This is a genomic window from Thalassotalea montiporae (assembly GCF_053485855.1).
The window spans coordinates 429,503-450,032 of the sequence record NZ_JBQRUO010000002.1; the positions used below are offsets into that span (position 1 = coordinate 429,503).

Sequence of the window (20,530 nt, forward strand, 5' to 3'; positions counted from 1 at the left end):
GTTGGCAAATTTTGCTAATAAGCAGACGAGAATAAATTGGGAACTAGGTAAGAAAAACAGCTTCAGAGTGCAACGTCTTAAACCTAGCGCTTTGCTAATCACTTGCTTCATACTAAGTTTTATCGTGTTTAGCATGAGCAATACAGCACATGCAGAGCAAGCTTTCACAGAGCATGCAATTCCGGAGCAAACAGTAGCTAGCAGCAACTTAGATGCCCACCAAATTCGCAAACTTACCGAAGAATTAAAATATTTAGATGAAGTGCTGACCGCTTCAGTACTGACCTATATTTTTACGGGCGAACCCAAATGGTTGGAACGTTACCAAGCGCATGAACCAAAGCTAAACGCATTGCTTGAAGCACTTGCAACCAATCGAAATAGTGCAAATGCTGATTTTATCAACCAGATTGACACAGCCAATAAGCGTCTATTAGCAACCGAAACCATTGCTATCAAACTAAGCCAGCAAGGGCAGCGCGACCAGGCAATGAAGCTACTTAGTGACGATGTTTACTTAAACAGCAAAGAGCGCTACATCAGTGCGACATCGGCATTGTTGTCGAGTTTGAAAAGTCATGCGCATCACCGCCCTTTACCTAAAATCATTCACACACCTGGGCCAATTGAGCTTTCATCAACAGAGCAAGCATGGCTTGAAAGCAACACTATAACGGTTGGTGTGGAGCATTGGCCGCCGATTATTTTTGAACGAGCCAATGGCGAAATTGGTGGCGTTGCGGGCGGCTTGTTGACCCAAATTTCAAAACGCACAGGCTTAAAGTTTGAAATTGTATCAGGTCAGTGGAATGAGCTGCTTCAACAAGTTCAACAAGGCAACATTGATCTATTACCAGACACTTATGTCACTGAATCTCGTGCAAAGTTTGGCTTATTTTCGCAGCCTTATTATCAAATGCAGGAAAAGCTCTTTGTTTTAAAAGCAAATAAGCACCTGCGTACCCTTGAAGACATCCAAAATAGCACCGTTGCCATCCCCAAAGGTTACACGTCAATAGAGCAACTAAAAGCACGTTTTCCAGACGTTACCGTGCTCGAAACAGAAAGTATTGACGATTCAATCAATGCCGTCATCAATGGTCAGGCTGATGCCTTATTAGATGCAGAGGTCGTCGTTAAAAGTCGTATTAAAAGCGCTAAGCTAACCTCGTTAGTGATGATTGACGAGCATGTGATTCCACCTGAATCGCTACACTTTTTTATTGCCAAGCAAAACCCAGAGTTGCTGAATATCATCAACAAAGGACTAGAAACCATCAACGTTGATAGCTTAGTCAGTGCCAATAAAGACTTACTTGATGCCAGCGATGTTACTAAAATTCAAAAGCTTACCCAAAGTTCACAAACAGAAATTTACTACCTAGCCGCCGGCCTTGTGCTTGTGCTGATTTTATTTGGACTGGGCATCAGTATGGTGCTCTCAACCAACAACGAAGAAAAGCTTGCAGAGCGGTTTGGCTCAAAACGTTTTCAACACACGTTGTTAATTGGGCTTGTTGGCCTAGCGATTATTTTAGTGTCTTTAGCCTTTGTTATTATTAACAACGCAGAAAACAAGATTAACCAAGTGTTGAGCTACAACATGACAAATATCATGAGCTCAACGCACAACCGCTTAACCAACTGGGTAGATGGCGAGTTTTCAACACTTAATGAATTAGTTAAAGAGCCGGAATTAATTAACACTGTTGAGCAGTTATTGCTGGTGCGTCGTGAAGCCACAGCGCTCAACAACGCCCAAGCACAACAAGCACTTGGTCAATTTATTAATGAACGCCTGCCTAACATGGCACAGCAAGGCTACTTTGTAATTTCACCCGACATGATAAACCTTGCCAGTAGCGAGGAAGCGCAAATTGGCATCCAAAACTTAGCCAGCCGCGCCCATCGGCAGCTATTCAATAGTGTGCTCGCTGGAGACAGCAAATTTATCCCGCCTATCACTTCACAGGCAGGAAGTAATCAAGCACCTGATTTAGCGACAAGCGAACAAACTCAGCTCATCTTTGCAGTGCCAATTTATGATAAGGATGCTCATATTATTGCGATTTTAGCGGTCACTAGCGCTCCAGATGAGCAGTTTTCACGCATTTTCTCTACTGGTTTTGTTGGCAAAAGTGGCCAAAGCTACGCCTTTAATAGCCAAGGGCAATTGCTTTCGCAAATTCGCTTTGAAAATCAATTAAAAACACTTGGCTTAGTTGCTGCCGATCAATCAGCTATTTTGAACATGCGCCTGAGCAATCCAGGCAAAAACTTACTCAAACACTCCTTTACGCCAGAAGAGCAAGCAAACTGGCCATTAACGACAATGGCTGATAGCGCCACGCGAGGTTTTACTAATACCAACCTTGAGGGCTATAACGGATTTTTAGGGGTGAAAGTGGTTGGCTCTTGGCTGTGGGACGACAAGCTCAACATTGGCATTGCTGCTGAAGTAGATTTTGACGAGACGGTCGAAATATTGGTTGTTTTCAGGTACACCATTCTCGGCATCATCTGCGTTGCTTTAGCCCTGATATTTGGCTGTACTTTGTTCACTTTAAAACTCGGAACGCGCGCAACACAGGCGCTAACCCGCTCACATACTGAGCTTGAATGTATTGTTGCCGAGCGAACTCGCGAGCTGCAAAGTAGTATTGACCGAACCCGCACGATTATCAGCAATGCCTCTGACGCCATTATCATCGTTGATGACCAAGGCATTATTGACAGTTTTGGGCCTTCCGCAGAGCAAATGTTTGGTTACAGCAAAGAAGAAATGATCGGTCAGCCGGTGAAGCTGTTGATGGAAAAACCATTCAATCAAATTGAACGCTCGGCAATGGCCAATGGTCATGTTGTTGAGCAAAAAGGCATTCGCTCAGACGGTTCAATTTTTGACATTGGTATTTCTGTTAGTGATTTTACCTTTGACGATGATCATTTCTATACGGGTGCTGTACGTGATATTACGGTACGCAAAGAAGCGCAACGGGCGCTTGAGGAAGCGAAAAACTCGGCAGTTGAAGCAACCAAAGCGAAAAGTGACTTTTTGGCAAATATGAGTCATGAAATTCGCACGCCAATGAACGCGATTATTGGCATGAGCTATTTAACGCTGCAAACCCAGTTAACCGATAAACAGCAAGACTATCTCAACAAAATTCACAGTTCAGCCGACGCTTTGCTTGGCATTATTAACGATATTCTCGATTTTTCGAAAATTGAAGCTGGCAAGCTAACGCTAGAACATGTGCCATTTAATTTAACTGAAACCCTTGATCATGTCGTTGAAGTTATTGCGCTGAAAAGCCAACAAAAAGGCATTGAATTACTGATTGATCTACCAGCTAATTTACCGACCTGTCTAGTTGGCGATTCACTAAGGCTTGGGCAAATTCTGGTTAATTTAGCGACTAACGCGGTCAAGTTTACCGATCACGGTGAAATCATCATCAAGGTTGAGGCGATTGAAGAAGCTGATCAAGAGCTCACCTTGCAATTCTCTGTCAGTGATACCGGCATAGGTTTGACCGAAGCACATATGCAAAACCTATTTAAGTCATTTAGCCAAGCCGATGCCTCTACGACGCGCAAATATGGTGGTACTGGGCTAGGACTGACTATCTGTAAAACGCTCACTGAGATGATGGGCGGTAAAATATGGGTAGAAAGTGAATACCAAAAAGGCAGCACCTTTAGCTTCACCGCTCGCTTAGGAAAAGCTGGCCAAGCAATTAGCAATCCGCAACTGGCAATTGCTGATGCAGCCGACATCAAAATATTGATCGTCGATGACAGTGTTGCGGCTCGTGAGATTTTACACACGATTGCTCAAAGTATTGGCTTTACCAGTGTTATTGCTGAGTCAGCCGATCATGCATTACAGCAAATTGAAAATGCACAGGCTAAGCAAAGTACGTTTGACATTGTACTGACCGATTGGCGCATGCCACACAAAAATGGGTCGACATTGATCAAAGAAATTTTGGCGCTTGGCCTGCCTACGCCACCTAAATTTATTATGCTCACCGCTTATGATCGCGACGATATGATCGCCGCATCAAAAGGTTTGCCTATCAGCGCGTATCTAACCAAGCCAATTACCGCCTCAACACTACTTGATGCTAATTTAAAAGCGCTAGGGCGAAGTGATAAAGTGACCCGTCGAAAAAATACCGCCAAGCTAGATGTGAGCTCGACAGAAGCCATTCAAGGCGCCAATATCCTGCTGGTTGAAGACAACGAAATTAACCAACAAATTGCTGTTGAGCTACTCGAAATGGCTCATTTCAATGTTGATATCGCTGAAGATGGTCAGCAAGCCGTTACCAAAGTATTTAACAATTACGCGAATGCAGAAGCTGAAACACGCTTCGACGCCGTGTTAATGGACATTCAAATGCCCGTGATGGATGGTTATCAGGCAACAGCCGAAATACGCGAAAAAATCAGCGTAGATGAGCTCCCAATAATCGCCATGACCGCTAATGCCATGGCAGGTGATCGCGAACGCTGCTTGCAAGCAGGTATGAACGACCACCTGACAAAACCTATTTCACCGAGTGAAGTATTTAACACCCTAGCAGAATGGATCAGCCCCAAACAACACCTCGGCAAGCCCGCTATTCAAATTGATGAAACAACAAACACACAGCATAATTTGCCAGCAATCCCACTGTTAGATACGCACACTGCACTTGCGCGTATCGCCGGTAATGTGCCTTTATACTTGAGTTTGCTGGATAAATTTGTCCACAACCACGGCCAATCTTTGGTCGCAATTAGTGACTTAATCGAACAAGGCGATAACGAGCAAGCAACCCGTATGGCTCATACGCTAAAAGGTGTAGCTGCGAGCATAGGGGCTGAAGAGTTTTCAGCGAATGTCGCTAGGCTCGAACAGGCACTTGTAAACGAGCAAAACGCGACACAACTCATCGAAGAATTACACCAACAGTTGCTAGCGATTGTTGGCGCCATCAATTCAGTTGAATTACCAAACGAATTGCGACAAGAAGATAGCCAAGTATCAACTGAATTAGACGGCGAAGCATTAGATAAACTGCATACTCAGTTATGCAGTGAAATTGCCGACTTTGACGCCGAGGCACAAGAAACGTGGCGCGCAATGCGTAAACAATTAAATAGTCATTTAGCACCCGATGTAGATGCTTGCCTTTCCAATGCCTTAAATGAATATGACTTTGAACAGGCTGAGCAGTATTTACCTGCTATAGAACAAACCATTAGGTCGTTAAACACAGTTGATCTTAAAGGCTGACATCAGAGCCTGACATTAAAGGCTAACCCAGACTCAAAGCGCTTTAGGTATAAAGCGCTTCACTTAGCTTTCTGTCTATGATACTCAACCTAATACTACTGCGGCTAACAACAGGCATTCCCTTGTAATTGGCTAATTCTCTTAACTGGCTATTTTTAGAAAGTAGAACACATCTAAAGCACGGATTGCTCACCACATTTTAATCGCTCACTAATAACTTACTCATAGCTTACTAATTACACCATCACAGCTCATTCATATCTTGGCCATAGTTCGGTAGTAGCTCGGTCATGCGACCGTAACAGCATAGTCACGACAATGTCACCGCATGGTCACAAATTTGTCAGATTGGCACTCTAGCGTATTGGCTTGAAATTTAAGCAGCTCCTTTCAAATACAAAAACAATACCTACAAAACAATACGGAAATCTGATAATGCATAACAAACAGAAACTTAATCTAAAAGCTTCGCTACTTAGCGCAGCACTATTATTAGCGCTAACAGGCTGTGACGGCGACGACGGTGCAACAGGCGCAAATGGTCCACAAGGTGCTCAAGGCCCTGCAGGTCAAGATGGTACAAATGGCCAAGATGCGCCAACACGCATAAGTACAAAGCTAGTAGCTCGTGGCGTCCTTAACGCTGAATCACCTGAGGGAGCTGCAGAAATCGTTCAATATCATCAGGCAAGCGGCATGATTTACGCCATTAATAGCTCTGGCGATACCGCAACTGTTGAACTCCTCGATTTAAATGGTGCTGATCCAGCTGCATTAACAGCTGATGCCGAAGGTGTTATCAACAATACCAATTTGACCATCGCCACGACGTTGTCGTTATCAGAAAACACCCCAGGTGATGCCAACAGCATCAGCATTTCACAATCATTAAACCTGCTCGCTGTTGCCATGGCAGCAGACGAAGTGGACAAAAATGGTTACATTGCATTTTACGATATTAGCGGCGCTGCACCGAGCTTTGTTAAAAATGTCGAAGTCGGCGTATTACCTGATATGGTGACTTTTACCCCTGATGGCAGCAAAGTCATTGTCGCCAATGAAGGTGAACCAAGTGGCGATTACACCACAGATCCTGAAGGTTCAATTTCAATCATCAATATTGCTGATGGCGTTGTTAGTGACACTTCAGTTTCACTGACATTTACAAGCTTTAATAACCAGCAGGCCATGCTGGAAAGCCAAGGGATGATGTTCCCTAACCCAAGTGGCCGCACTATCAATGGCCAACTGATTAACACCACAGTGGCGATGGATTTAGAGCCAGAATACGTTGCCGTGAGCAGTGATTCGAAAACCGCCTTTGTTAGCTTGCAAGAAAACAATGGCCTTGTCATTGTCGATTTAGACGCCATGGAAATTAGTGGTATTACCGGCTTAGGTTTTAAAGACTGGAGCCAGTTATCGCTTGATGCCTCTGACAAAGATGGCGGCGTCAACTTTAAACAGTACAACAATCTATACGGCATGTACCAACCAGACACTATCGCCACTTTCGAGTGGAACGGCGCAACATTTGTCGTTACCGCTAATGAAGGTGATGGCCGTGAATATTTCTTTGATGTTGCCGACGAAGCTGCTTGCAGTGCCGCAGGTGGCCTAGATTACGACGAGGATGATGGCTGTTTAAGCTATACCGATGAATCACGTGCTGAAGACTTAAGCTTGGATGCCAACGCATTTGCTGACATCAATAATGATGATAACGATTTAGGGCGTTTAAAAGTCAGTATCGAGCGCGGTGATACCGACAATGATGGTGACTTTGAGCAGTTATTTACCTATGGCGCTCGTTCATTTTCAATTTGGGATGCACAAGGTAATTTAGTATTCGACTCGGGTGACGACATGGAGCGTATTACTGCCGCTATTTATGGGCCAGCCTTTAACAATGAAGAAGATGAAAACGAAGGTGACACGCGCTCTGATGCGAAAGGCCCTGAGCCGGAAGCATTAGCCGTTGGTAAAGTGGGTGAGCGTACCTTTGCATTTATTGGCTTAGAGCGCATGGGCGGCGTTATGGTTTACGATGTTACCAACCCATTTAATGTTACCTTTGTTGATTACTTCAATAATCGAGGTGTCGTAGAAGGTGCAGATATTACCGGAGATCTTGCGCCAGAGGGGATGGCATTTATCCCAGCAACCGATAGTGCGCCGGCAAAGCTTATTGTTGGTCATGAAATTTCCGGCTCAGTAAGTGTTTGGGAGATTACCGAACAGTAATACCTGCGGAGTAAAGTACGATTACTTTCTGTCTATAAATACTTTCGAGCCACAAAATCGGCTAACATCAAGTGAATTGATTATAAACTTGGTGGTGCCTTTAAGGTATAAGCTCCCCTGTGGCTCGTTATTTTTATGCACTCGACCTTTGCTCGGCTGATCGCCAAGCGTTAGTAGCAATTCAACATAGCCTCCTGCCAACTTTGGCAAAATCAGTAACATCTTCGGCATCAGCCAAGCAATATAAAGTACCTCGTCTAACCAAGCCTGAAAACCTGCATTTAACACTTACCTTTCTCAGTCAAGCATCACAGGCACAGCTCTCAGCAATAAATAAAGCGGCAAGACAAGCAGCCTATATCGTTGCAAATGAAACACAGCCAACATTCCAGCTCATTGCGGATCATCTGGCAGTTTTTCCCAATGCTAAGGTGCTTTATGTTGGCCTTGCCCATACACCACAATGGCTGCAATATCTTGAACAAGCATTAACTAAAACGGCAGAAAATAACGATGTAAAACTCGTTGAACGAGCTTTTACACCACATATTACGCTGAGCCGAAAAGTAAGCTTTTTACCAAGCGAGATAGGCTTAACGTTTTCGTCTCCCCTCACACTAAACATAACCAGTTTTAGCTTGTATCGCTCAGATTCCACTCCAAACGGTGTTTGCTACCAAGCCATAGAACGCTTTAGCTTAACTTGAGCTCTTCATGTTGAGAGCCTATTAGAAAATCAACTGCGCCAACCAGTTAACCATATGATTTTTAAAACATATAAAAACTTGTAACTTGGCAAAAATCTGCTTACTTGGCAAAGCGAGTAAAGCCTGTTACTTATATGTTCCGGCAAAAAATGGATTCGGTATGATGAATAGGCAGCTCCATTCTCATTATGACATCACCAAAAAAGATAATATTTTGTTGGTCGATGCCAAACGCATCTTCGATGAAGATAGTATTGAGCAATATCATCAAGACATGCTCGATTTGACCTTGGAAATGAAGCACCAACCTTGGGCATCGTTAATCTGCTATGAAGGCAGTGGTGTTTTTACACCAGAAGTTGAACAGCACATTATCGACATCACTAAATTTCGTGTTAAGAACAATATGGTGGCCAACGCGACAGTGCTGCTCAATACCGCACATGCCGATATTCAACAAATGCAGCTACGTCGTATCTACAATAGCTGCCAACTACCATTCTTTGTTTTTAGCGACAGAGACAGCGCCGAAGCTTGGCTACAAGACTACTTGAAGGAACAAACGCAAGTCGTCTAACTCATCATTGCTACCTCACTACCGTCCCTTAGAAAGTTGTAGTTAGTTCAAAAAAATAGGCTAGACATCAAAATGATGTCTAGCCTAATAATGATTTTCAAAGGCGACTAAACTACAGCCGTAATTTAGCCTTATTCAAAATGCTAACGTATCAGCGTCGCGATGGTCTCAATGGAAATACCGGTTGCACCAACTGCCCAGCATTCATTCGCCTTACCGTTATATGCCGCTGCAATATCAAAGTGCAACCAGCCTTTACCCTGATTTGGCACAAAGCGACTCAAAAAGCCTGCTGCATTGCTTGCACCGCCAGGGCCACCGCCAGGGATAGGGCGACTATTGGCGGTATCGGCAAATGCTGACGGACATTTACTTTGATGCCATTGCTCAAGTGGCAATTGCCAAATTGGCTCATTCACTTGTTTCGCCGCTGCTATTGCTTGATCTGCCGCTTGCTGATCTAAGGCAAATAACGCAGTGTAATCACCACCGGTTGCACTAACCGCAGCTCCCGTTAACGTTGCTGCATCAATGATAAGTGGCGCACCAGTCTCGCCGGCCGCTAACAGGCCGTCTGCTAGCACAATTCGCCCTTCGGCATCTGTGTTAGCGACTTCCATGGTTACGCCGTTTTTGTAGCGAATCACATCGCCAAGTTTATAAGCATGACCACTGATCATGTTTTCTGCGCAGCACAAAAATAGTTTTACTCGTTTTTCTAAGCCACTTTCAATCGCTAGTGCTAATGCGCCCGCAACAACGGCTGCCCCGCCCATATCGCATTTCATGTCGAACATGCCAGCGTTTGATTTAATTGAATAGCCACCGCTATCAAAAGTGATCCCTTTACCGACTAAACAAGCAGCAACAGGAGCGTTTGCATCTCCGCTTGGGTTGTAATCCACTTCTAATAAGCACGGCGGATTGATACTCGCTTTACCAACGTTGTATATGCCGAGCCAACCCTGTTCAACTAACGCTTCGCCCGATGTCACCACAGTCGTGATTTTGTCACCCGCGAGCTCTGATAGGTAGTTAATTGTTTTTTCTGCAATTGACGCTGGGTATAGCTCTGCAGGTGTTTGATTGGTTAAGTCTCTCGCCCATGCATAAACCGCGAGCTTTTTCGCGAGCTCTGCTTGTTGATCACCACAAAAATCAACACTGGTAAGCTTACCAACACTGGTAAAACCAAGCGCAACCGCCCACTGTTGTTCGGCCGACCAGTTGTCGCCTACAAAGTTAATATGTTTAACACCTAAACCATCAAGTTTACGGCCTGCTCGTTGTAAATCGCGCAGTGGATATAAACTGTCAGGTTCAACATAGAGATGAACTTGCTCATCAATTATTTGAACTAGGTTGTTGCTTTGCCAGCCTGCTGAAGGGGCTTCATTGGAAAGAAAAATAGAAGTTATGGTCGTCATTGCTAACCTCAAAAATGTCATTGTTATAACAATATTATATTCTGAAAATGAAGAGTATTGGCGAATTGGGCGTTAATTATTGATTAGCATACGATAACTTAGTGTTAAGAGATAAAAACACTTCCTCAATGCTAACTGAGGTATCTAATGGCTTAAAAAGCCAACCTAAAACAAAAACTAGTGTTCAGCTAGCACAGCAGCTCTAGCTGCAGCTAAGTCGCGCCAAAAACCATCAACTTGCATTTGATGCGCTTGATAAAACTGTTTACTAACAGGGATATGTACATATTTATCAATTAAGGCTTCGCCAGCCGCTTCCACCTGCTGCTCTAAGCTAAGCCTAGCAAGTGCATGCTGCCCTGATGCCTGTTCCACCACATAGGCATCAAGCCGCCCTGCCGCAACCATTTTTAAGCCATTATCCAAGCTGTAATCATAAGCCGATAGCAGCTTCATGTCGGCCAACATCTGATAGGCAATATACTCCCGAGGCGCACTAATGCCATGCCCTGCTTGCCGTTGATATTCACTTAGACGAAAAGGCTGATCTTTTTTGACAAAAAATGGGTAACGAAGGCGCATCAAATACAAGGCTGGTTTATCTTGCTCTGCTCCTTTGGGAAACACCATCAAGTCAGCGCGCTCAGCGTTGTAAATAACGGCCATAGCGGCATCTACGCGATTATCGATAAGCTTAGCTAAACAACGCGCCCAGCTTTTACGTTGGATTTCAATCAATAAACTATTGTTCGCGGCACTCCTGCGAACAAGCTCAATCACTTTGCCATCGGATCGCATGCTATTGTCTTTATCGAAATAGGGGATATAAAGTTGATCGTCAATACAGACACGCATACTTGTTGGTTGCGCATGGCTGGGTAACGTAGTTAAAAGCAGTAAAACTATGGAAAAGCAGAGGGGATAAAATAAAGTACCAATGATGTTAGCTATCACTCTATACCTCCCATTTTGTCCGCTTGCTGATTAGCTATTTTGTTGTATGAGCTTTTTATTTACTGCCTTATCCGTAAAGACTTTGATAAATACACACTAACGCTTAGGTTGTTTTTTTAATGCTGCACGAGCACTGGCAATACCTTGTTTCGCAAATTCCGCCATTTGTTCAGCGCTGTGTTTAGGTAAGGCTTTTGACGCATCAAACCAAACTAACTCAGGGGGCTTAGTTTGTTCTTCGTGCTGACCAAGCACTGCTTGAATAAACTCAGGTACACTTGGTGGAAACTTCCCCCCTTGCGTGCGAAAGAAGTTAAGTGCATTTCTTAAATTCGACTCATCAATACGATCACGAATGCTGTACAACCCTTTGGTAAGCTCAGCTTTGTAGCGATTAGTTTTCTCGGTATCTCTCAAGCCAGAGAACTGATACATACCGTCAATCGCTTCAACCACTTTGTTGATTTTGATCTGTAAGTCGGCAGGCACATCGGCACTACCACGCTGAGCTAAGTTATGATTAGCATTGCCCTGCTGTTGGTATTGCTGCCTAAAATCAGACATCGCCGAAGACATATTTTGCGGCGACTTAGTCTGTAGCGAATAGTTTTGTAGCGAACTGCCTTGCGACGGGTAGTTTGGTCTTAACATTTGTTGCGTATTTTGTTTGTTTTGTATAGTGCGCTTATTCATTGACTATAACCCTTCCAAATCAATATCGTCAGCCCAAGAAGTATCGCTATGATCAACTTTCTGATAACCACTGCGAGGTTTGTAATTTTGTTTTTGCTGATCTTTGACTTCGTTTTGGCGCCATGTATTTACAAACACTGAAAAACCATTTTCTAGTTGATAGCTGTTTTTAAGTGGAATTTGCTTTTCATAAGACTTGCGAATAAAGCAATTCCAAACAAAGTCTAAGGAAGCTTGCAGGCCATTAGAGTCAACCTTATAAACGAATTCCGGTGGCATCTTGTCAATGTACCCAAGCCAAGCTTCCACCGCTTGTTCGCGCTTCTCGGCTGTTTGATTATAGGTTTGCTGATAACGCCTATTACCATGTGCTAAGTTCATTTGTACTTTGTTAGCGTACGCAATAAAACGTTTTTTGATCAGATCCATACGTGCCGGAGGCTGTTCACCGTTCGCGTCCATTGATGAGGCAAACGTATGCCATATCTCAAAGAAGTGGTTTTGATCGTATCCGTGTTTGGCCACTAACTTAGCAACTGACTCGGCAATAAATTCTTGGTTCACATCTGACCATAATCGCTTGCTCGCAGGCTCTACTTGCTGACCATTGACAAACGCCTGTGCTTGCTGGCTCACCGAATGATTGGCTGGCGCTGGCGTTTCAACGGGAATGTCGTTTACCGTAAACCAATAAGTATTACTTTGATCTTGCTTTTGCAGAATTAAGCCAAGCTCTTTCATCCGGTACAGAGTACGAAGTAATTTGCCTTTTTCAATGAAGGGAAATAAATCGACTAACCCTTGCTCGGTAATTTTTAGCCAGTAAGTATTGTTGATAAGGTGCTGATTAAGCGTTTGATTATAATGTAGAAGCTCTCGAAATTTTTGCAGAATAACAGCAATTTCCATGCTGTTATATCTGACGGCTTCTTCACTATAAAAATGCTGTAACATCAACTTTCCTGACCAATAATTTTAGCCAAGATTATATCTTATTTTCTATCGCCATGGGGTGAAAAAAACACAAGGGCGTTCAACCATTGGCTAAACACTACCTATCAAGCAAGCTATGACTTAGTAGCCACTGGAAAATGTCTTCGTCATACGGTTCATAGCGCGGATCATAAGTCGCTTCTTGGCTCCCCCCGACAAGCGCCGATAAATCGTAAACGGCATGGTGAATATGATGTCTCGCCTGAAGAACTAGCGATAGCTTGGGAATAACCCTAGGCTGACATAAATCGACAATCGCATTGTAAGCACGAATAGAGCGAACAAACGGCGTGATTTGATCACCCGTGCCGTGGAACAGCCACACAGGAACCTGTTCAATATTACAGAAGTCATCAGGTAAGTCTTCAATCTCGGTGGCTAAGCCAGATGCAATAGGCGCAATAGCGGCAATTTTTTCAGGAAAATCGACAGCGTAAGCTGAACTTAAATAACCACCGCTACTCCAACCCGTTAAATACACGCGATTAACGTCAATATCGTAGGTGTGGATCGCATAATCGACAAAAGCATCAAGGCGGTCTTTAAAGCCTACGCCTGGAATAGTGCCCAAATGCGGTGCCACAACAACGAATGGTAAGTCATTGTTCCACTCTCGGTCATCAATAAGTCGAGGCACACCGTAGTTTTCCAAAACAGCGTCAAGTGAGGTAACCGGATCTGTGTCTGTCGTAAATTCCAAATTGCCACCACTGCCATGCAGATAAATTAATAGCGGCGGCTTTTGCTGAACTTGTTCACCATAGTTTGTAGGTAAATGTTCAAAATAACCGAAATTTGCGGCCGTTGTGCCAAGTGGTCTGCGTGTTAAGTGCTGAGCGCTGTTGTCAATTACGCGAATAACGCGTGCCTGCTCAATTGCCGCTTGTCCATCGCTATCAGTGACAGCATAACGCACTAGATAGTCACCAACACGACTGGTATCAACATCACCGGTAATGACGATTTGCTCAGAAATGTCACCATCTTGCTCATCTGCCGCCAGTGCACCTTCTTCAAGATAAAATTCGCCCACTGAAAAAACTTGAGTACGCTCACCAAGTAATGAAATAACCGGGCGATCGGGGTTTTCGCTAAAGTCAGGAAGGGGGGCATCCCACCACACCTCGACAGGTGGCGGTATCTCGACCAGGCAATCATCAATGTTGCGCTCACAGGGGCGCACTTGCGAACCGCCGCAGCTGCTCAACAGCAAAGTTACTATCAGCACAGTTATTGCACCTAATAACCTTTTTAATGAAGCTTGCTCTGGCAAACTTGTTTTGGCTAACACCATCATTTTTACAACCTTATTATTTTTGTTTGAGGCTAGTAAAAAATAGCAGTCGCGCTGATTTAGCGACAGGATAGGTTGACTAGCGGCTTGTTTATAGTGATTAACGGCAAAGTCGTTGTATAGCCAGCTCACCACTCTAGCGCGGTTGTTGGAGTCTTTCTATTGAACAACAAACAACATACAATCAAGGCTGCAATCACATCAGAATTTAACCAGCGGAATAAAAACTGAGCCGTATCATGCAGTTGTCATTAAAAAAAGCCACGCTTATCAAACGCTACAAGCGCTTTCTTGCCGATGTTACCTTGGCTGATGGCAGCGAAACCACGCTTCACGTTGCCAACACAGGAGCCATGACAGGCTGTGCAGAGCCAGGTGACAGTGTTTGGTACAGTACCTCTGACAACCCAAAACGCAAATATCCCTTTAGTTGGGAACTAACCGAAACTCAGCAAGCAGGCGATTTTATTTGTGTTAATACCGCCCGCGCTAATCAATTGGCAGAGCAAGCCATTAACGCAGGGTTAATTCCAGAGCTTGCGGGCTACCAAACGCTCCAAAGAGAAGTAAAGTACGGTGAAGAAAATAGCAAAATTGATATTTTGCTGTCACAAGGGCAACAAGCTGATGCCTACGTTGAAGTGAAAAGTGTCACCCTATTAGATGCCCAAGCTTATACACATTCAGAAAAACAAGGACATGGCTATTTTCCTGATGCAGTAACAACACGTGGACAAAAGCATTTACGCGAACTGATGCATATTGCCGCGCAAGGACAACGAGCTGTGCTACTCTTTGCGGTATTACATTCCGGAATCACCAGTTTCGCCGCCGCTGCCCATATTGACCCAACGTATGCGCAGCTACTCAATGAAGCCATTGCTGCAGGGGTTGAAGTGCTGGTTTATAAAGCCGAAATTTCACCTGAGGGTATGGTTTTAAAACACCCACTTACGATAAGAAAGCTCTAGTCGCGATAAACGCCAATGACTGACAAACTAATATGTCAATGAACTAGCGATCTATTGGGGCAAAAACATAATATTTAGCGCCTGCATAGTTAACCATTAGACCAGCCAGCACGCCTCCAGCAAAGGCAATAGGCAACCAAGTTAGCTGGTTGAGCCAATAAAAGCTGGCGATGTTAACACAGCCAGCAAGGTGCGCACTTGCGAAAGCCTTAAGCCACTGAGCAAATTTTGGCGCGTTCCGCGCTATTGATGTAGGCTCACAAAAGGTAAATTGGCGATTACCCCACCAAACAAATGTTGCAGCTACCCAGAAAGCCAATACCCTCGCCAGCAGCTCGATATCTAATATTTTAGTCAATATTAAGTAGTTGTTTTCAGTTAAGGCCGCGTTTACAAAACGGCTCTCTAAAAAGCTTCTCTCTACAAAAGTAAAGTCTAACAAACTGTAAAAACAAAAGAATGCGGCGACATCGATGAGAAAACCGGCAGCACCTACCGAGCAAAAACGTATAAACACTACTTCCTCCAAGCATCAGCAAAAACACGATTTAAAATAAACGCACAGCGCACAAGTGAAGCCCGTTTATTGTCTGTGATATCCAGTCTAAAAAATGTCACCCTCAGTTGTTGTCTACCTGCGTGACATTTTTTCGACATAACCACCGCTAGAATGCCGATAAATTCTTGAAAAGGTGTCGATATGAAGCTTACCAATTTCGTTAGTCCCGCTTTAGTTAGCAGCAAAGAACCCAATTCCCCCACGCTCAGCATTATTGTACCCGTGTATAACGAGCAAGAGGTGTTAGAGCTGTTTCATTACCAAGTGGCCAAAGTGCTGGCTAGCATGACAATTGGCGCCATTGAACTTGTCTATGTAAACGACGGCAGCACCGATAATAGCTGGCCGCTACTTAAACAGCTTGAAAGCTATCACTGTGATATCAAGCTAGTAAATTTGAGCCGAAACTTTGGCAAAGAGGCAGCTGTTACCGCCGGATTGGAGCATGCCAGTGGTCTCGCAGTGATTTTATTAGATGCCGATCTGCAAGATCCGCCTGAGTTGATCCCAGAAATGATCGCGGCTTGGCAAGCTGGTGCTGATGTCGTTAATATGAAGCGCTCTGAACGCCAAGGAGAATCCGCATTTAAGCGCGCGAGCGCCTTTGTTTTCTATCGCTTTTTTGATTGGTTGTCCGATGTTCCAATCGAAAAAGATGTCGGCGACTTTCGATTGTTAAGCCGCCGCGTGGTAGATCATATCAATCAATTGCCAGAACGAACGCGTTACATGAAAGGCATCATGTCATGGCCAGGCTTCAAACAAACGACTCTAACCTTTGTTCGCCCTGAACGCGCAGCAGGGGAAACTAAATGGTCATTTGTCCAATTAGTTCGACTAGCTTTGTCGGGTATCACGGCTTTTAGTGTTAAGCCTTTAAAACTCGCTACTTGGGGGGGCGGGCTCATATCGTTAAGTGCCTTTGTATATGGACTATGGATAGCATTAAAAACCTTATTCTTTGGTGAAGCTGTCGCCGGTTACCCCAGCTTAATGTTGATTCAATTGTTTTTAGGGGGCGTGCAACTATTAGCCATTGGCATTTTAGGTGAGTACGTTGGCAGAATATTCACCGAAACCAAACAGCGTCCAATATACATTGCGATGGATGTTCAAACAGCGCCGATGAAAACCATGGAGTTAAAACATCATGGTTAACGCGAAAAATCTCCCACAATTAGCTTTAAGCTGTGCTTTGGCATTGCTAGTAGTGCGATTGATATCTCTGGGTATGTATCCGTTGTTCGATACCACGGAAGCGCGCTATGGTGAAATGGCACGTTTGATGGTTGAAACTGGCAATTGGGTGACGCCGCTGTTTGACTACAACGTACCATTTTGGGGCAAGCCACCGGGACATACTTGGATAAGTGCAGTATCGATGGCAACGATCGGTATTAATGAATTCGCTGCCAGATTACCTCATTTTGTTTGTGGCTTACTAACCCTGTGGCTGACCTACCGATTTGTTTGCACAATCGGGTCAAGCAGGGCTGCAAAACACTCAGTATTGGTATTGGCCACCAGCCTTGGCTTTATTGTTGCTACCGGAATGGTGATGACTGACACCGCCTTATTGCTGTCACTAACGCTAGTGATGACAAGCTACTGGTATTGTTTTCAAGGCATTAATAACAAACTTCACGGCCATTTGTTTTTCGTTGGTATTGCTTTGGGCATGCTTATTAAAGGGCCGGTAGCGGTTGTTATTGCGGGCATAGCATTGTTTTCTTGGTTCATGAGCGCTTGGCTAGTTGGCCAACCCCAGTGGCGCCACGCACTAACTTGCCTGCCTTGGCACTCAGGTATTGGATTGTGCTTATTGCTGACACTGCCTTGGTATGTAATGGCTGAAGCAGCAACGCCAGGCTTTCTTGAATACTTTATTATTGGTGAGCATTTTCAACGTTTTCTGGTGGCTGGCTGGCAAGGAGATCTGTATGGCAGTGCCCACGATGAGATCAAAGGCACAATTTGGCTATTTTGGTTAGCTTGCGCCTTCCCTTGGTCATTTTGGCTAGTTAAGCATTGGCTCACTGCATTAATACAAAAGGTGAGAAATACTGTAAATTACGATTCGACTGCACATCATAGCGAGAGCATCACGTCAGCCAACACTACACAATTAAACTATTTTATTTGCTGGATGTTAGCGCCAATGTGGTTATTTACCCTAGCTGGTAACATTCTTCCTGCTTATGTTTTGCCTGGGTTTTCTGCCATGGCTGTTTATTTTGCCTTGAGCCTTCCAATTAGCCGCGCTCAACTATACTTGGCCATAGCATCTAGTACTGTCGTCATATTGGTCTTGGTTGCGTTAAGTAATGATCTGCTAATCAAATCAAGCGATAAACTTTTATGGCAAAGCGATGTCAATAAAGAGCATACGGTTTACTACTGGCAAAAGCGTCCTTTTTCTGCACAATTTTATTCGCTTGGGCAAGCAGTAAAACTCGATGAACAAGCCCAGCTAATCAGTTTGCTGGCGCATAGCGCCCCTTTTTATTTGGTCGTACGTGAGAAAGATTATGCGAAACTATCAACCGTTATCTCGGGAGAATGCCAGCAAGCAACGCAATACCCCAACAAGGCACTGTATTTATGTAATTAGTGTCATGATTATCTAATGTCGTATGCAACGAATATCGTTTGTTAGTAGATTTAAGCCGCTAAATTTGCACTATTAATACACCAGGTATGCCAATGAATAATAACGTTAAGGCGACAACTTGCTCGAAAAAGAGCAAAGTCATTCATTTACTTGTCGTTGAAGATTGCCAGCAGGTCGCAGGTGTTTTATTCGATTATTTCGAATCAACGCCAGATGATATCCACTATGAGATCGATTATGCAGCAACTGGCACGCTTGGGCTGAAGTTGGCTCAAGAGCATCACTTTGATTGTATTATCTTGGATATCATGCTACCTGGTGTAGATGGTCTAACGGTCTGCAAAACCTTGCGTGAAGCAGGAAATAGCGCTCCGATCGTTATGCTGACCGCGCGTGATACGAATAGCGACACGCTAGATGGGCTGACATCGGGTGCCGATGATTACATCGTTAAACCGTTTGATTTGGAGCTTTTAGAAGCTCGAATCCACGCCGTATTGCGGCGCAGCGCACAACACTCGTATAGCCATACGTTATCTGCCAATTCAATTAAAATAGACACCAAAACCTTACAAGTATGGCGCTATGACTGTGAGGTTAAGCTCAACCCTAGCTGCTTTAAAATTTTAAAATTGCTGGTTGAGCGCTTCCCCAATGCGGTATCAAAACAGCAAATAGAAGAGACGCTTTGGCCTAACGCTATGCCTGAGCAGGATGTTTTGCGAAAGCATATTTATCAATTACGTCAAAAATTAGATAAACCGTTCGAGTCCGAACTTTTGAAAACCATTCCAAAGCTAGGGTACCGCATCGCCAATGAAGAAAGTTAAGCCGCCTTTAATACCACTTAAAACACAAATTATTCGCGCCTATTTGCTTGGTACTGGACTGCTGTTGGCATTTTACACCTTAATGTTTTATCAACTGACTATCCACACCGAAAGCACCACAGGGTTAAACCGTTTGGCACTTATCGCTCCCCACCATTTTGCCCGTTTTGAGCAAGGAGAACAGGGTAAAATAGTTATAGACCCTTTACTGTCGATATACGACCGCTACGAATTGCTGCCAACTGCGTTGCAAAAAACCTTTTCGCCAGAATGGCGCGGCCAAGAAAACTGGGTAACAGAGCAAGACGAAAGCGATTTTGGTGTATTGACCAGTGAACAAGTTATCAACGACCAATTAACAACACTTTACGCGGTTGAAGACCTGGGCGCCTACGAGTGGAGCGAAGGCCTCGACTTTAATTTATTCCAATTACTATTATTCGCATTAGGCTCAATAATCTGCGTAATTGCCGTTTTTTTGATGATCAAAGCTGCTCAGCGCATTGCCTCACCACTAGCATCGCTAGTAGAGCAGCTAGAACAGTCACTCGACACTGACTTTTCGCCCATTTTAATTGAGCCAGATGCAGCCAAGCAGGGAAAGGTTAGTCAAGCACTGCCGCTTGAAGTCGACCGCACTTTAGCGGCTATCAACCAATATCGCGACCGCATTAAACAACTGGTCGAAAGAGAAAAAACCTTTACCCGTTATGTTAGCCATGAACTGCGCACTCCCATGACAGTTATTACTGGCAGTCTGAGTATCTTGCGTAGGCTGTCAAACGACATTGTCGATAAGCAAACTGCTAGAATTAAACATGCAGTCACTAACATGGAACAGTTAACTGCTACTTTTTTATTGCTGGCGCGTGACCAAGCCACGAGTAAGAGTTTATTTGTGAATGAAGAGTACCTGACATCAATGATTGAAATGGTCAGTGAAACTGCAAAACAAAATCAGGTCACATTAACGTCACAGTTAAAAGCTCCATTCGCGTTAGATGTTGAACCTCAGCTGTTCTCAGCGGTAATCCAAAATTTACTAAACAACGCCATCAATTGCTCGGTTGATGGTAGCGTCAGTTTATTTGTCAGCGACCAATATATAGATGTTATTGACACAGGCGTCGGTTTAGATGCAAAACCAAGAGGCTACGAAGGCTTTGGCATAGGTTTGCAGCTCGTAAACGACATTTGCCAAAAATATCGATGGCAGTTTTTGTTACAAAACAACGCTAAGCAAGGCTGTACCGCGACAGTTAAATTGTGCAATAGTGATCAGTAAAGTGATTCAACAATTGATAATCGTGCGCTTTGATCCAGATCCCATCCTATGGGAACCAAGTACACAAAAAGATTGACTAAACCTAGTAAATATTGCTA

At 44.1% G+C, this 20,530-nt stretch carries 15 protein-coding genes; 9 read left to right on the top strand and 6 right to left on the bottom strand.

Annotated elements, in window-relative coordinates:
• The first annotated feature begins 133 nt into the window (after positions 1 to 133).
• From ACSLUR_RS08430 to ACSLUR_RS08445, 4 genes are all read left to right on the top strand, one after another.
• Complete coding sequence (locus ACSLUR_RS08430) at positions 134 to 5,287, top strand: response regulator (protein WP_448553590.1); 5,154 nt, start codon at positions 134 to 136, stop codon at positions 5,285 to 5,287.
• 435 nt (positions 5,288 to 5,722) lie between these two features.
• Positions 5,723 to 7,531 carry a choice-of-anchor I family protein gene (locus tag ACSLUR_RS08435; RefSeq protein ID WP_448553592.1) on the top strand — a complete coding sequence of 603 codons (1,809 nt, stop codon included), beginning with the start codon at positions 5,723 to 5,725 and terminating at the stop codon, positions 7,529 to 7,531.
• 119 nt (positions 7,532 to 7,650) lie between these two features.
• Positions 7,651 to 8,238, top strand: a complete 588-nt coding sequence (thpR, locus tag ACSLUR_RS08440; protein ID WP_448553594.1) for an RNA 2',3'-cyclic phosphodiesterase — start codon at positions 7,651 to 7,653, stop codon at positions 8,236 to 8,238.
• A 160-nt stretch (positions 8,239 to 8,398) separates the two neighbouring features.
• The gene (locus ACSLUR_RS08445) at positions 8,399 to 8,815 is read left to right on the top strand and encodes a hypothetical protein (RefSeq protein WP_245961515.1); all 417 of its coding nucleotides are present in this window, start codon (positions 8,399 to 8,401) and stop codon (positions 8,813 to 8,815) included.
• A gap of 143 nt (positions 8,816 to 8,958) precedes the next feature.
• Here ACSLUR_RS08445 and pepB read toward each other — a convergent pair whose 3' ends face one another.
• The 5 genes from pepB to ACSLUR_RS08470 form a co-directional block, all read right to left on the bottom strand.
• Positions 8,959 to 10,242, bottom strand: coding sequence for an aminopeptidase PepB (pepB, locus tag ACSLUR_RS08450; protein ID WP_448553597.1), 1,284 nt, complete (start codon positions 10,240 to 10,242; stop codon positions 8,959 to 8,961).
• A 177-nt stretch (positions 10,243 to 10,419) separates the two neighbouring features.
• Positions 10,420 to 11,196, bottom strand: a complete 777-nt coding sequence (locus tag ACSLUR_RS08455; RefSeq protein WP_448553599.1) for a substrate-binding periplasmic protein — start codon at positions 11,194 to 11,196, stop codon at positions 10,420 to 10,422.
• Positions 11,197 to 11,292: 96 nt separating this feature from the next.
• Positions 11,293 to 11,889, bottom strand: coding sequence for a hypothetical protein (locus ACSLUR_RS08460; protein WP_448553601.1), 597 nt, complete (start codon positions 11,887 to 11,889; stop codon positions 11,293 to 11,295).
• A gap of 3 nt (positions 11,890 to 11,892) precedes the next feature.
• Positions 11,893 to 12,843, bottom strand: a complete 951-nt coding sequence (locus ACSLUR_RS08465) for a hypothetical protein (protein ID WP_448553603.1) — start codon at positions 12,841 to 12,843, stop codon at positions 11,893 to 11,895.
• Positions 12,844 to 12,940: 97 nt separating this feature from the next.
• Positions 12,941 to 14,179, bottom strand: a complete 1,239-nt coding sequence (locus ACSLUR_RS08470; RefSeq protein ID WP_448553605.1) for an immunoglobulin-like domain-containing protein — start codon at positions 14,177 to 14,179, stop codon at positions 12,941 to 12,943.
• Positions 14,180 to 14,415: 236 nt separating this feature from the next.
• Here ACSLUR_RS08470 and sfsA point away from each other — a divergent pair, with 236 nt between their 5' ends.
• Positions 14,416 to 15,147 (top strand): DNA/RNA nuclease SfsA, encoded by a 732-nt coding sequence (gene sfsA, locus ACSLUR_RS08475; RefSeq protein ID WP_448553607.1) that lies wholly within the window; start codon positions 14,416 to 14,418, stop codon positions 15,145 to 15,147.
• Between the two features lie 43 nt (positions 15,148 to 15,190).
• On the opposite strand, the gene ACSLUR_RS08480 is transcribed toward sfsA, so the two are convergent.
• Positions 15,191 to 15,664 carry a GtrA family protein gene (locus ACSLUR_RS08480; RefSeq protein ID WP_448553609.1) on the bottom strand — a complete coding sequence of 158 codons (474 nt, stop codon included), beginning with the start codon at positions 15,662 to 15,664 and terminating at the stop codon, positions 15,191 to 15,193.
• Positions 15,665 to 15,847: 183 nt separating this feature from the next.
• On the opposite strand from ACSLUR_RS08480, the gene ACSLUR_RS08485 reads away from it, so the two are divergent.
• The 4 genes from ACSLUR_RS08485 (at position 15,848) to ACSLUR_RS08500 (ending at position 20,432) form a co-directional block, all read left to right on the top strand.
• Entirely contained in the window at positions 15,848 to 16,864 is a 1,017-nt protein-coding gene (locus ACSLUR_RS08485) for a glycosyltransferase family 2 protein (protein ID WP_448553611.1), read from the top strand.
• Between the two features lie 52 nt (positions 16,865 to 16,916).
• Complete coding sequence (locus tag ACSLUR_RS08490; protein ID WP_448553613.1) at positions 16,917 to 18,317, top strand: ArnT family glycosyltransferase; 1,401 nt, start codon at positions 16,917 to 16,919, stop codon at positions 18,315 to 18,317.
• Positions 18,318 to 18,409: 92 nt separating this feature from the next.
• Positions 18,410 to 19,147 carry a response regulator transcription factor gene (locus ACSLUR_RS08495; protein ID WP_448553615.1) on the top strand — a complete coding sequence of 246 codons (738 nt, stop codon included), beginning with the start codon at positions 18,410 to 18,412 and terminating at the stop codon, positions 19,145 to 19,147.
• Positions 19,134 to 20,432 (top strand): sensor histidine kinase, encoded by a 1,299-nt coding sequence (locus ACSLUR_RS08500; protein WP_448553617.1) that lies wholly within the window; start codon positions 19,134 to 19,136, stop codon positions 20,430 to 20,432. Before ACSLUR_RS08495 ends, ACSLUR_RS08500 begins: the two co-directional genes overlap by 14 nt.
• Positions 20,433 to 20,530 lie beyond the last annotated feature (98 nt).